The sequence below is a fragment of the Labilibaculum euxinicum genome (genome assembly GCF_963678175.1).
GTDB classification, from domain to species: Bacteria; Bacteroidota; Bacteroidia; order Bacteroidales; family Marinifilaceae; genus Labilibaculum; species Labilibaculum euxinus.
Window position 1 is genome coordinate 2591871 of sequence record NZ_OY782756.1, and the last position, 13761, is coordinate 2605631.

Sequence of the window (13761 nt, forward strand, 5' to 3'; positions counted from 1 at the left end):
ACTTAAAGAATCAGCAAAGAGAAGCTAACTTAAGTCTGTTTGAACTCTATTGTTACTTTAAATATGTGCTTTCTGCTTCATTTCCTGATATAGCATAAGACTTTAGTACTTTGACCGCTCATTAATTGGCATTCGAATTGTTTCTTAATTATTGAAAATAATTCGGATTCTCTGAAAGTCTTAATTTTATTGGGGTTGAAAAGAGTTGTGAATATGTTTTCCCTACATAAATGTAGGATATGGCTCGGGAATGTTAACAAAAATGTAAAATCAAACCATATGTCGATAGGAAATGCAATAAAATTCATGAAAAACGTGGATCTAGATTCCAGTTTTCGGAAATCGCTTTACAAATTAAATGGAATTATGGAATTTAGAAAGTTTCAGATTGCAGAGGATTTGGAGTTTTCGGATGCCGAATTTGAAGATGCTTTTAATCATTTACATTCTGAATGCCAGTTTGCCGAGCAGGCCGACAAACTTTTTCATGTAAAACATCTATTTGAATTAATCATTTGTGACACGAAATAATATGTTTATGAGTACTATATACCGGGAATTAACAAAAATAAAGGAGTTGATTGAAGAGCTGGGATTTACAATCTCTTATCCTTATGATGATTTGTTGTTTGTAGACAGCAATGCTTTCTTGATTCAGTTTGACGATACGAATTTAAATTCTTTTTTTCTGCACTTTAATGATTGTTTGTCACAGGAAGTTCAGACTGAGTTAAAGGATAGAATTACGAGTTCTTCCACTGAAAAGGGCTTGAAAATTAATCCGAAAGGGCAGTTTCAGTTAATGCAAAAAGAAGGGAGCGACAACGAAGTAGAATTAAAATTTATTCCCTGATTCTTAAATAAACCTTACTCATCTTTGTTACTCGATTTTGTAGTATTCTTCTCAATTCGCTAGAGGAGCTATTGTTTATATGCTGCAAAAAGTCCCCTAGGGGATTTAGGGGTGAAAAATAAATGCGACATTATTATTCTCCGACTTACCAGAAGATAGTTGTCTGTTGTTTAAAAATATAAATGGCCATCTGTTGCAGATGACCATTGTTTGTTATTGCACAAATAGATATTGAATTAAGAGAATTCCAACCATGAACTTCCGTCTTGATATTCATCAACACTTGTAATTTTACAGCTGTTGTGGTAAGAATAGATTAGATTACTGATGTCTTGCTGAAGAGAAGACAAACAGTTTTCAATTAAATCTTTTCGGAATCCTTTTTCAGCAAGGTCAATTACTAATCCTGCTGATACAATTCTACCTATGGCTCTTCCCAGATCAACTAATTTACGTTGAGGTAAATCGGTGTTTAAAGAAAAATCAGTTTGCTTTTTAAAGAATTCGGATGCTTTAGTTGTTAAATCGAAATTTTTCAGAAATTGAAACAAGTTGAATTCTTTTTTCTTTTTCATTAGTTTGATTACCATTTCTGAAATTTGAGTATAGAGCATTTCATTTGCTCCTTCAAAAATTTGAAACGGGCGGCTATCCACAATTCCTCTGCCTCCAATGTGACTAAGTCGATAGCCTTTTGCGCCAGATAACTGAACCAGTGTTTGGGCAGATTCCTGCATTAAATCAGTTACGATCGTTTTTACACTATTGGCCTCAATTCCATCTGCAGAAAGATCATTTTCGATGCTGCTTTTTGTGCTGCTTCTGGAACAAAACGCCGAGCATATTGTGAAAGCGCTCTGAATTTTAGAGATTTGAAATTGGACTTGATCGTAAGAGATTAAACTTTTGCCGCCAACGATTCTATTTTTACATTGATTCAAAGCTTCATCCATCAGTCTTTTAATAAAACCAAGTCCCATACCCGGAAATTGCATTCTGCTTCGGTGCAAAATATCAAGCATCATTTTAATTCCAGTTGTTTCAGGATTTAATTTGAAGTTTTTTGGAATTTGTAAATCGAGCTTATTTTTGCCGTAAGGAATCATATACAAACCAAGATTGTCATAGTATTCTTCAACAACGACTTGTTGGTTTTTTTGAGTTACATCGCAAATGAAAAAATCAATATCTCTGCCAAGTTGTCCATCCTGTTTTTGATGACGGGATGTAATTAACCAATAATCGGCTAAACCGGTTAGTCCCTGCCAATGTTTCGTTCCTTTAATATGAAAACAATCGTCTTTCTCTGTGAATGAAGTTTGCATATTTAAAGCACCACTTCCATGATCAGGTTCAGTAATCATTAAGCCGCCCATATTTTGTTTGGTAAGGAAGCGTTGAAAAATATCTTTTTTTACGATCTCATTTGCATATTTGGCCACAGGTTCAAGAAAGAGACCTATATTAATTCCAAAGGTTAGCGATAAAGGAAGAGATTCATATGCGGCAGAGGCTAATATGCCGAGACATTCTTTTACTTTAATGCCTCTACCTCCATAATTTTCAGGAATTGCAACGGAAAGTGGGTTTCCTGACATAACTTCTCTCATTACCAAAGGAGGTAAACCTCTTTGTGAACTAAATTTGTTAATGTCATCTCGTTCGTGAAAAACAGATTTAAGAGTCTTTTCAAAAGCCTGTATGTATTCAGAAAAATTTGTACTCATGTTTTTTGTTTGGTTAATTTATTCTACTTCAAAAGGAAGTAGGTTATTTGGTTTAAATCCACAATTTGCTTGCTGTAATAGTTGTCGCTTATTTTAATTGGGATTTAGACGGAATAAAAATAAGCTAAATAAATGAATTTAAAGACTCACATGTCTTTTAATTTCGTTTTTCTAAATTGAAAAGGCAGTATTTAGGAGGAATATGTCAGTCTTTATTTCTGCAGGAGTTATTTTTTCACAGGTATTTATTAAGAGAATAATTTTAGCTATTGCTATATAATTGTGTTTTTTTAGTATATTCGTTCCGTTAACGAACACGGACTAACTTATTCTTTTTGTTTTTTTAAATTAAACGAGAATATTCCTTGGTTTAAAGCTTATTGTATGTTGTGTTGTATGTATTTGTTTTCAAAATTTAATTACAGCTGATTTTGGTTTTTTTGACTCTGGCCGTTAACGCACACAGAGTCTAGTATTTTTCGAATAATTTCTCACAAGATGAAAAAAAAGAGGTGTTTGTCTTGAGTTTTAGATTTAAATGATAGTAGGAATTAGCAATGAATAAAAAAGTAATCACTTTCGGAGAAATTATGTTGCGACTGGCAACACCTGGCTACAAACGATTTTCACAAACCAACATTTTTGCTGCCACTTTTGGTGGAGGAGAGGTGAATGTTTCTGTATCATTGGCAAATTATGGGATTCCTACTTCTTATATTACTCGTTTACCGGATAATGACATTGGTAAATTATGCAAAGAAACACTGAATGAGCTTGGTGTAAATACGCACCAAATTGTTTTTGGTGGGGAACGTTTGGGAATTTATTTTTTGGAGACAGGAGCAGTTGCCCGAGGTTCAAAAGTAGTTTATGATCGGGCTTGTTCTGCATTTACTGGATTTAAAAAAGGCATGATCGATTGGGATGAGGTATTTCGAGATGCAGGCTGGTTTCATTGGACGGGGATCACGCCTGCCATTTCTCATGGTGCCACTGAGGTATTAGAGGAAGCATTGGTGAAGGCGAACGAAATGGGAATAAGTGTATCTTGTGATGTAAATTACCGCAGCAAGCTTTGGAAGGAAGGCAATAAGGCGGAAGAAGTAATGCCTGCCTTAATTGCTAAAACAAATGTGCTGATAGGAAATGAGTTTGATGCAGGTAAAGTTTTGGGTATTCAAACCAATTTACCCGCCGATGCTGAGTATTCGAATGAAACTTTTGGTACTGTATCCAAACTTTTGATGGAAAAGTATCCAAGGCTTGAAAAAATTATAACCACACGAAGAGGAACCATTAGTGCTAATCACAATAGTTGGATTGGGATTATGTTCGATGGAAACCAAGTGTTGAAATCTTCAACTTATCAAATGACTCATATTGTCGATCGTGTAGGTGGAGGGGATGCTTTAATGGCCGGATTAATTTATGGTTTTCTTACTTATCCCAACAATCCTCAAAAAATAATTGATTTTGCTGTTGCATCCTCATTTTTAAAACACACAATTTCTGGTGATGTGAATGATGTTAGCGTAGAAGAAGTGGAACAGTTGATGAAAGGGGACTTGGGCGGTAAAATTGATTGGTAGTAAAATCTTCTAAAATACACTATTGTTTCCAAACATATTGATCTTAAATCAGTAGGGGCAATCATTCTTATTAAAACAAAAAAACTCATCAAGAAATTGGTGAGTTTCCTGTGAACGCGGAGGGATTATTCCTCGTCCCTCGTCATGAACTTGTTACGAACCTTAATTGGGTTCTCATCCCTGAATGTGTTTTGAATTTGAAGTATAAAAAAACTCACCAATATATTTGATGAGTTATTCTGTGAACGCGGAGGGATTCGAACCCCCAACCTCTACGGCCGTAACGTAGTGCACTATCCAGTTATGCTACGCATCCTTTTTTGCTTTTTAAGGCGGTGCAAATATAGGTATTTTTCTGTTAATACTGCAAGTTTACATTTAATTATTACGAAAAAAAATGTCTTTTGTTTAAATTAAGATTTAAATAGAAAACTCATTAATTTTTTGATGAGTTTCTGCAAACACGAAGGGATTATTCCTCGTCATAAAAAATAAGTTACGAACTACAATTTCTGAGTGAACAAGCCCGAGTCAGTCATGCACTATACAGTAATGCTGGATCAATTCAAAAAGTAGGTGGATCAAAAGGAATAATTTAATTTTGTTGTCTAAAATTTAGACGATGGATTCAACAAAAGATCACTACACCCTCTTACTTCAAGCAATTTTACCAGAAGAGATATTTTCCTATTTTGAGATCACTCAAGTTATTATTGATGAAAATCGATTGGATGTTCATCTGGATGAATTACATCAATTCCCAGAAGAATTTTCATCAGAAAAGCTGACTTCAAAAGGTTTTCAGTCAGCAGTGGTGATTCAAGATTACCCTATTCGGGAACGCATGGTTTACCTGCATGTTCGCAAAAGGAAGTGGCTCGTTTGTTCTACGGGTCAGATTGTAAGCAGAGATTGGGATTTGATAGCAAAGGGAGCTCGATATACAAAAGGGTTCGCTTCTTTTTTAAAAGAATTATTTGGACAAATACCCGATCAGCAGTAAAAGCCTTGAAAAACATTATCATATCAATGGGAATCAATTTTCTCAGCAATACAAAGAACACTTAAGTGATTTTAATCAATGGGATCAGAAATCTCATGCTCACAAGTGGATGGTTTTTCCTGAAAATATTGGTACTAAGCTAAGTATTGATGAAACAGCCTTAACCAATGGAGAGCTTTATACAATAATTACCAATAAAGCAGCAAAAGGCCGAAAAGGAGCATTGGTTGCCATGATTCAAGGGACTCAATCTGAAAATATCATCTCCATCTTAAAGAAGACTCCCAAGAGTATTAGAGGTTTAGTCGAAGAAGTAACTCTGGATATGGCGGGAAGCATGAATAAAATCGTACAAAGCAGTTTTCCCAAAGCAAGCAGGGTAATTGATCGTTTTCATGTTCAGAAATTGGCTTATGACGGTTTACAGCAAATGCGGATAGCTCATCGTTGGGATGCTCTAAATGAAGAATCTAAAGCGATCAGAGAAGCTAATTACAGGGAAGAGAAATATCAGCCGGCCGTATTTGATAATGGGGATTCTAAAAAGCAACTTTTGGCAAGAAGCAGGTATTTACTTTTTAAATCTGCAAACAATTGGACAAGAAGTCAGAAAAAACGTGCAAAAATTTTATTTGCCCAATATCCTGATATGAAAGAAGCATACATGTTAACTCATAACCTGAGATTGATATTTACACAAACCAAAGAAAAGGGTATTGCTTATACAAAATTAGCTCATTGGTTTAGAAAGGTTGAAGAGACTGGATTTAAATCATTCAGAAGTATTAAAAACACTATCCAAGATCATTATCAAGGTATTTTAAACTACTTTGATAATCGCAGTACGAATGCTTCGGCGGAATCTTTCAATGTAAAACTGAAAGCATTCAGGACATCACTTAGAGGGGTGAGAGAGATTAACTTCTTCCTTTTTAGGGTAGCTAAAATATATGCATAAAAAAAACTTACTCCACCTTATATTTGAATTGATCCATTTTTAGTTGTTTGTTCGAATGATTTAAACGGATATATTTTAAAAATAAAAAAAACTCACCAATTTCTTGATGAGTTTTCTGTGAACGCGGAGGGATTCGAACCCCCAACCTCTACGGCCGTAACGTAGTGCACTATCCAGTTATGCTACGCATCCATGATTACCTCGGTAATGCGGTGCAAATATAGATAAATTTTACATTTTGGGTCTATAAATAGGAGTCTTTTTTTAATAAAAATGAAACTTCAGAAAGAAGCTGGTATTAAAAAACTCTAAATCTTTTAGTTAGGATTTTAGTTAAGGATAAAAAAAACTAAATTTACTTTGTTCATGATTATTTTTTCATTGAATCGAGTATAATCCTTCAGGTTTTGTACTTTTGTTATGTAAAACCATATAAATAAATGATATAATGAAGAAGTTTCTAAAATTTTTTGGAGGATTTGTAGTCTTACTTTTAGCGCTGCTAATCATTTTACCCTTTTTCTTTAAAGATAAGATAATGGAGCGGGTAAAAACCGAAATTAATAATACGATAGATGCCAAGGTTGAAATAGGAGATTTGTCCTTATCGATGTTCAAAAATTTCCCAAACCTTTATGTTGAGCTTGAAGATGTGACTGTTGTTGGTAAAAATGAATTTGCAAATGACACTTTGGCTTCAGTTGGTAGTTTATATACTGCAGTTGATTTGGGTTCAGCGTTGTCCGGTACTCAAATAAAAGTTGGGGCAATTGTGCTGGCCAACGCAAAAGTAAATGCTGTTGTTTTGGAATCGGGTAAAGCAAATTGGGATATTGTAAAGGAATCTGATGAGGCAGTGGTGGAAGAGGAGACTGGCGAGGTTTCCGATTTTAAAGTGATTTTTGAAGAAGTGCGTATTGAAGATTTCTTTTTGCGTTATGCGGATGCATCCATAAAAACTGTTCTTGTTGTAGATGATTTGGATTTGACGTTAAATGGTGATTTTACAGTGAAATCGACGAATTTGAATGTAAAATCGCAAATTACAGGAATTGATTTGGATTACGATGGCGTAAAATATTTGAAAAAGGCGAGTGTAACGCTTGATGCAGTTATTGTAGCTGATCTTCAGAATATGATATTCACATTTAAAGAGAATAAACTAACCTTAAATGAACTGGTGTTCGGTATAGATGGAAATGTTGGAATGTTAGAGGATGGTTATAGTCTGGATCTGAAAATGAATGCTCAGAAGGCAGATTTTAAAACCTTGCTTTCAATGGTTCCTGATGTATTCAAAGCTGATCTTAATGGATTGGAGACTAACGGAACTCTGGCATTAACAGCTTTCGTAAAAGGGGATTATAAAGAAGATTATATGCCGTCATTTGGTGCTAAACTAGCAGTTGATAAGGCTACTCTAAAATATCCTGATCTAAGAGAATCGATTAACAATATTACCATAAATGCAGAAGTAAAACATCCGGGAGGAGATCTGGATTTATTGACAGCTGATGTAAATTCATTTCATTTTGAGGTTGCCAACAATCCGTTCGATGCAGAAATTCATGTGAAAAACCCAATATCTGATCCTTACATGAATGGTTTATTCAAAGGAGTGATTGATTTTGCTAAAATTCGCCATGCAATCCCAATGGATAGCATTAAAATTACAGGCATCGTAACTTCTGATGTTAGTTTTAGCGGAAAGATGTCTGCTATAGAAAAGGAGGAATATGAAAAAATTACGACCAAAGGGGATGTGAAATTGAAAAACTTCGAATTCTCAACTCCTGATTTTCCGCAGGGAATTAAGATCATAAGTTCTGTTCTGAATTTTACGCCAAAATACATTAGCCTGACTTCTTTTAACTCCAAAATTGGATTTTCGGATATTCAGTTAACTGGAAAAATAGAGGACTATATCCCTTACGTTTTAAAAGATAAAGTTTTAAAAGGAAACTTCATTTTGAGTTCAAATTTATTTGATATAAATGAATTTATGACTGAGGAAGAGGATGCAAAAGCAGTTTCGGATACAATTCCATTAAGCGTGATTGAAATTCCGGCTAATTTAGACTTAAAATTGGTTTCTTCGATGAAACTGATACGGTTCGATAAAATGAATATCGAAAATATGAAGGGACTAATTGTTGTTAAAAATGCTAAAGCACAGTTAACTGACTTATCCATGGATATGTTAAAAGGCTCGATGACAATGAATGGTTCCTACAATACTAAGAATATTCAGAAACCAGCCATTGATTTTGGTTTGGATGTGAAGGATTTTGATATCAATTCAGCATACGAATCATTAAGCATGATTAAAAAGATGCTCCCAATTGCTATGAATTGTTCCGGTAAGATTTCATCCGATTTAAAGATTACATCTTTGCTTGATCAGGAAATGAATCCGGTAATGAATACATTGAATGGAAATGGAGCAATTCATTCCAAAATGATTGTGATAAAAGATAATAAAGCTTTCGACGCCTTGGCTGCAGCATTAAAAAATGACAAATACAAACGGATTTCGATAACTCAATTCGATATGAATTTTGTAATTACTGATGGAAATGTGGAGGTAAAGCCGTTTGAAGCTAAAGTTGCAGGACATCCGGCACAAATTTACGGAACTCAGTCTGTTGATGGAAAATTGAATTTTACCATGGATATGAAATTGCCAAAAGATGAGTTGGGCAAAGAGGTAAATCAGTATTTCGATAAATTACCTGGTTTCGATGAAGTTAAAGAGCTTGATGTTGCTGTGAAGATTACTGGTACGGTTGATAATCCAAATGTGAAGCTTGATTTAAGTAAAGCAATTAAGCAGGCTCAGTATGCCGTAGCCAAAGAGTTGGAACGACGGGCCAAGAAAGAATTGGAAAAGAAAGGGAAGGATTTACTGAAGAAATTATTTAAATAGATTAAGAATTTCTAAAAAAAGAATATGTGAAGGAGGGATCTGATATTCCTCCTTTTTATGATGTTTTTAAGAGATTTGTATTCAAACAAAACATGAGTTTTCTCATGAAAAAAGGGATGGCAACCACTCCATCCCTTCTCTAATTCACTTTATAACCTGAATTTTCAATTGAGAATTCAACTTAAATATAGGAATAAATTTTTTATTGTCAAGTAATTGATAAATATATTGATAATTTACGATGAAAAATACTAATTATTGGACAACAAAAAAGGATGGTAACCACCCCATCCTTTTTTAATCTATTCACTTTAAACCTTAAAAACGGAAACCGTTTTGCTACTTCTACGCTAAGGGTTTCAAAAAAGTTATACGAAAAGTGATATTTTTAATGGATCTACATAAGTATTAAAGTAGATATCTTAGTATCTTAGCCTTGTTGATGTTGTATTCATGTTCAATTTCAAGATAAGTATCGAAACTTTCGTAGTAGTAAATACTCTCCATAAGATACTCAATTCCAGATATTTCTCCGAAACTAAGAGCCTTGCGTAAAAGAGAATCATATTTCTTTTCCGCAAATACATTTTGATAATCGGAAAGACTGGATTTTAGACTGAAAAAAGTTTGAAAAAGTTTCTCATATTCATTTTCTTTCTCCATTTTCTCGAAGGACAGCTCTTCTTTTCGGAACAGTTCCATTAGTTTTGCCTGCTTTACTTTGTTTTTATTTTCCCACAAAGGAATGCTGATTCCGAGTTTCATACCGTTGGCTTCTTTCATCAAATCTGAACCTAAATAGCGATATCCGATTGATATCTTAGGAAGAGAATTTGTTTTTACCAAAGAAGTTTCTTTCGAAGCCATCTGTTCATTTGCTCTTAGTTGGTTTAAGTAAGGATCGGTGGTTACAGCATTTGCAAGTAGAAGTTTAGTGTCCTCGTCCATACTCACAACAGGATACTCAAGGTCATTTAAATTCAGTTCCAAACCTCCATTCTGCTTTTGTAGATCTTTTTTTAGATTGGATATTTTGTTTCGAACCAGTTGCAGCTGATTTTTTGTGTTAAGAGCCAGCATTCTGATTTTATTAACCTCTAGAATATTGGCATCTCCTTCTTGTAACCTCTTCTCAAAAAAGCGTGTTAATTTTTCAGCATTATCCAATCTTGTACTCAACTCTATATTTTGTTTGTTTCGGTAAATAAGCTCAAAACAAATCAATTCTGTTTCCAGTAAAATGTCTTGTCTTACTTTTGCCTGTATATTTTTCAGATTGGTTATTTTCTCATCTCTAAGCTGATTTTTGTAGATATAGCTGGTTGGAAAATCAAAACTCTGACTCACCAAAATTTCGTAGGGTTTGCCCTCCTGCGAAGAAAAACTTTTTTCCCATTCCAATTCAGGATTGGCCAAATTGTTTTGAGACCGTATTCCTAATTTTTGTGCTTCCAAATATTGCTGATGTGCTTGAAGTTTTGGATTGTTTTTTTCAATCTCTTTCAGAATTTTCTGAACGGAGGATTGAGCCATTCCTTGAAAGCCCAATCCAGTTATGGTGATAAATAATAAAGTTTTAAGCATTTCCTTTGTTTTTAGTGTTCAGTAAGAGATACACGATTGGAATAATATAAATATTCAGTAGGGTAGAACTCAATAGTCCACCCAGAATAACAACTGCCATCGGACTTTGAATTTCATTTCCCGGCTGATCACCAGCTATTGCCATTGGAATTAAAGCCAGTGCTGCTGTCAATGCTGTCATTAAAATAGGACTCAATCGGTGAACAGATCCCTGAACGATAATATCCTTAATTTCCAGTCCCTTTTTCTTCATGCTCTGGTAGTTAGAGATAAGTAAAATACCATTTCGTGTAGCAATACCAAACAGAGTGATGAATCCAATTATTGCTGGAATACTAAGCATTCCAGATGTGAAATAAATTGTAAAAACACCTCCAATAAGCGCCAAGGGTAAATTCAATAAAATGATACCCGCCAGTTGAGGACTTCTAAATTCCTGAAATAGCAGAAGGAAAATAATCAGAAAACTGAACATTGATGCGATCATCAAAACCCGGGAAGCTTTGGCTTCACTTTCAAACTGTCCGCCGTACTCAATTCTATAACCTTCAGGTGATTTTATGTCTTGCTCAACTTTGTTCTGAATATCAGTAACAACACTGCGAAGATCACGATCGGCAACATTGGCAGAAACAACCAGCTTGCGTTGAACATTTTCGCGGTGAATGGTATTTGGACCCGATAGCGATTGAATTTCGGCTACATAACTAAAAGGAATTTTCTTTCCATCCCATGTATCAATCAAGGCATTTTGAATGGCATCATAACTACCACGGTTTTCTTCGTTGTACTTTACCACCAAATCGAAAGCTCTAATTCCTTCAAACACATCCGAAACTTTCGATCCAGCAAATGCTACATGAATAAATTCAGAGAATTGAGCAATTGAAATTCCATATTTAGCCAGCATATTGCGTTTTGGCAAAATGCGGATTTGCGGAATTTCTACCTGCTGTTCCACATTCACATCAACAACACCTGCTATCGGAGAAATTGATGCTTTGATATCATTTGCCAGCTTGAACATTAAATTTAAATCATCACCAAAAATCTTGATCGCAATATTGGCTTTAGTGCCGGAAAGTATATGATCTATTCTGTGTCCTAAGGGTTGTCCTATGGCGAAATTAACGCCTGAGATATGACTCAATTTTTCACGGACTTCCAGAAGGAATTCAGATTTGGTTCTTTCTGTCAATGTAAAAGGCACTTCAATTTCAGAGGTATTGACACCAAACGAATGTTCATCCAACTCAGATCGGCCTGTTCGTCGGGCGGTTAAATGGATTTCAGGAACTGTTCTTAAGGCATCTTCGGCCAAAACTTTAATCTTGTTCGATTCTTCCAAAGAAATTCCCGGTTTGGTGATCGCTGTAATGGTTAGAGAGCCTTCGTTGAATTCAGGAAGGAAATTTCTGCCTAATCCCGAAAGGATAAAAATGGAAACAACAAACAGGAGGGCAGCACTTCCCAATATCCATTTTTTATATTGCAAGGCTTTCCCGAGAGAATGGCCATACCATTTGTTTAAATGAGCAACCAACCAGCTTTCTTTGTTCTTTCTGTCGAGCATTTTATTGCTGGTGAGCATGAAGCTGCACAAAACAGGAGTGAGAGTAAGCGCAACAACCAATGAAGCAAAAAGAGAAACGATAAACGCAATGCCAAGTGGCTGAAGCATTCGGCCTTCCATACCACTTAGGAAAAATAAAGGCAAAAAAGCAGCAATAATAATAAAGGTTGCATTGATAATGGATGAACGAATTTCGCAGGATGCAGAGTAAACGATTTTAATTGGTTTTTTTCTCTGTTCCTTTGGTAAAAGATGATTTTGCCTGAGTCGTTTGTAAACATTTTCCACATCAATAATTGCATCATCAACCAAATCACCAACAGCAATGGCCATACCTCCTAAAGTCATGGTGTTTATGGTAATGCCCAAAAATTTAAGGGTGATCATGGTTACCAAAAGCGAAATTGGAATTGCTAAAAGTGAAATTATGGTTGTTCTGTAGTTCATCAGAAATACCAGTAAAATCACAATCACAAAAATGGAACCTTCCATCAGTGCTTTTTTAACATTCCCGATGGATGAGTTAATAAAATCCGCCTGACGGAAAATGTGTGTGTTCACAGTGACCCCTGCCGGTAATGATTTTGATAATTCTGCAATAGACTGATCCAATTTTTCGGTCAGCTTTAGTGTATTGATGCCTGGTTGCTTTTTTACAGTTAGCAAGGCTGCCTGCTCACTGTTAATGGTTCCCAAACCAATTTTTGGCGCAGCGGCAGCCTTAACTTCAGCAATATCACTAATTCGAACAGGAATATTGTTGTACATTTTCACAACAGAGTTCCCAAGTTCTTTAAAATCTGATGTGCGGGCAATTCCTCTAATGTTATAATGGTTTCCGTATTCGTTGATAAATCCACCGGCAGAATTCTGGTTGGTAGAGCGGGCTGCCTTCATTAATTCATCAATACTAACTTTGTAATACCTCATTTTTTGAGGATTGGCCAAGATCTGATATTGTTTGAATTCGCCGCCGATTACAACAACCTGTGCAACCCCGTTAATCGCCAGCAAATGCGGACGAATGGTCCAGTCAGCCAAAGTTCTTAGTTCCATTGGAGAAATGCTGTCCGATTGCAGTCCAATTATTAAGACTTCTCCCATAATTGATGATTGAGGAGCCAAACTAGGATTTCCAGCTCCTTCGGGCAAGCTTTCGGAAACTGCTAACAGCTTCTCGCTCACAATTTGCCGGGCTTTGTAAATGTCGGTTCCCCATTCGAATTCGATCCATACGATGGAGAATCCTGCTGATGAGGAGGAACGTAAGCGTCTGACATTAGTAGCTCCGTTAACAGCAGTTTCAATAGGGAAGGTGACCAGTTTTTCAACTTCTTCGGGAGCCATTCCATGAGCTTCTGTCATAACTACCACGGTTGGGGCAGTCAGATCGGGAAACACATCCACATCCATGTTTGCTGTTGTATAACCACCACCTAAAATTAGGAGGATGGATACAAACAGCACAAGAATACGATTGTGTAATGCATATTGTATGATTTTATTTAACACGATAGTTTATTTTAAATTTTTTGTATCAGTTTTAGT

General features: G+C 35.5%; 9 protein-coding genes and 2 tRNA genes. 6 read left to right on the plus strand and 5 right to left on the minus strand.

Annotated elements, in window-relative coordinates:
* Window positions 1-279 precede the first annotated feature (279 nt).
* On the plus strand, window positions 280-531 hold the full coding sequence (locus ACY0M5_RS10425) for a hypothetical protein (protein WP_156195768.1): 252 nt from the start codon (window positions 280-282) through the stop codon (window positions 529-531).
* A gap of 7 nt (window positions 532-538) precedes the next feature.
* On the plus strand, window positions 539-853 hold the full coding sequence (locus tag ACY0M5_RS10430) for a hypothetical protein (protein WP_124993834.1): 315 nt from the start codon (window positions 539-541) through the stop codon (window positions 851-853).
* A gap of 236 nt (window positions 854-1089) precedes the next feature.
* Here the strand turns inward: ACY0M5_RS10430 and ACY0M5_RS10435 are convergent, their stop codons facing one another.
* Window positions 1090-2580 carry an acyl-CoA dehydrogenase family protein gene (locus tag ACY0M5_RS10435; protein WP_124993835.1) on the minus strand — a complete coding sequence of 497 codons (1491 nt, stop codon included), beginning with the start codon at window positions 2578-2580 and terminating at the stop codon, window positions 1090-1092.
* Between the two features lie 557 nt (window positions 2581-3137).
* Here ACY0M5_RS10435 and ACY0M5_RS10440 point away from each other — a divergent pair.
* On the plus strand, window positions 3138-4169 hold the full coding sequence (locus tag ACY0M5_RS10440) for a PfkB family carbohydrate kinase (protein ID WP_461629048.1): 1032 nt from the start codon (window positions 3138-3140) through the stop codon (window positions 4167-4169).
* A gap of 242 nt (window positions 4170-4411) precedes the next feature.
* Here the strand turns inward: ACY0M5_RS10440 and ACY0M5_RS10445 are convergent.
* Window positions 4412-4485: transfer RNA gene (locus tag ACY0M5_RS10445), tRNA-Arg, on the minus strand.
* Window positions 4486-4791: 306 nt separating this feature from the next.
* Here ACY0M5_RS10445 and ACY0M5_RS10450 point away from each other — a divergent pair.
* Entirely contained in the window at window positions 4792-5172 is a 381-nt protein-coding gene (locus ACY0M5_RS10450; protein ID WP_156197417.1) for an ISAon1 family transposase N-terminal region protein, read from the plus strand.
* Complete coding sequence (locus ACY0M5_RS10455; RefSeq protein ID WP_461629049.1) at window positions 5147-6130, plus strand: ISAon1 family transposase; 984 nt, start codon at window positions 5147-5149, stop codon at window positions 6128-6130. Before ACY0M5_RS10450 ends, ACY0M5_RS10455 begins: the two co-directional genes overlap by 26 nt.
* 118 nt (window positions 6131-6248) lie before the next feature.
* On the opposite strand, the gene ACY0M5_RS10460 is transcribed toward ACY0M5_RS10455, so the two are convergent.
* Window positions 6249-6322: transfer RNA gene (locus ACY0M5_RS10460), tRNA-Arg, on the minus strand.
* A gap of 256 nt (window positions 6323-6578) precedes the next feature.
* Between ACY0M5_RS10460 and ACY0M5_RS10465 the strand changes: the two genes are divergently transcribed.
* Window positions 6579-9056, plus strand: coding sequence for an AsmA family protein (locus ACY0M5_RS10465; protein WP_461629050.1), 2478 nt, complete (start codon window positions 6579-6581; stop codon window positions 9054-9056).
* A 408-nt stretch (window positions 9057-9464) separates the two neighbouring features.
* Here the strand turns inward: ACY0M5_RS10465 and ACY0M5_RS10470 are convergent, their stop codons facing one another.
* Both ACY0M5_RS10470 and ACY0M5_RS10475 read right to left on the minus strand, forming a co-directional pair.
* Window positions 9465-10640, minus strand: coding sequence for a TolC family protein (locus ACY0M5_RS10470; protein ID WP_461629051.1), 1176 nt, complete (start codon window positions 10638-10640; stop codon window positions 9465-9467).
* The gene (locus ACY0M5_RS10475) at window positions 10633-13725 is read right to left on the minus strand and encodes an efflux RND transporter permease subunit (RefSeq protein ID WP_461629052.1); all 3093 of its coding nucleotides are present in this window, start codon (window positions 13723-13725) and stop codon (window positions 10633-10635) included. The genes ACY0M5_RS10470 and ACY0M5_RS10475 overlap by 8 nt, the downstream gene beginning before the upstream one ends.
* Between the last annotated feature and the right edge of the window lie 36 nt (window positions 13726-13761).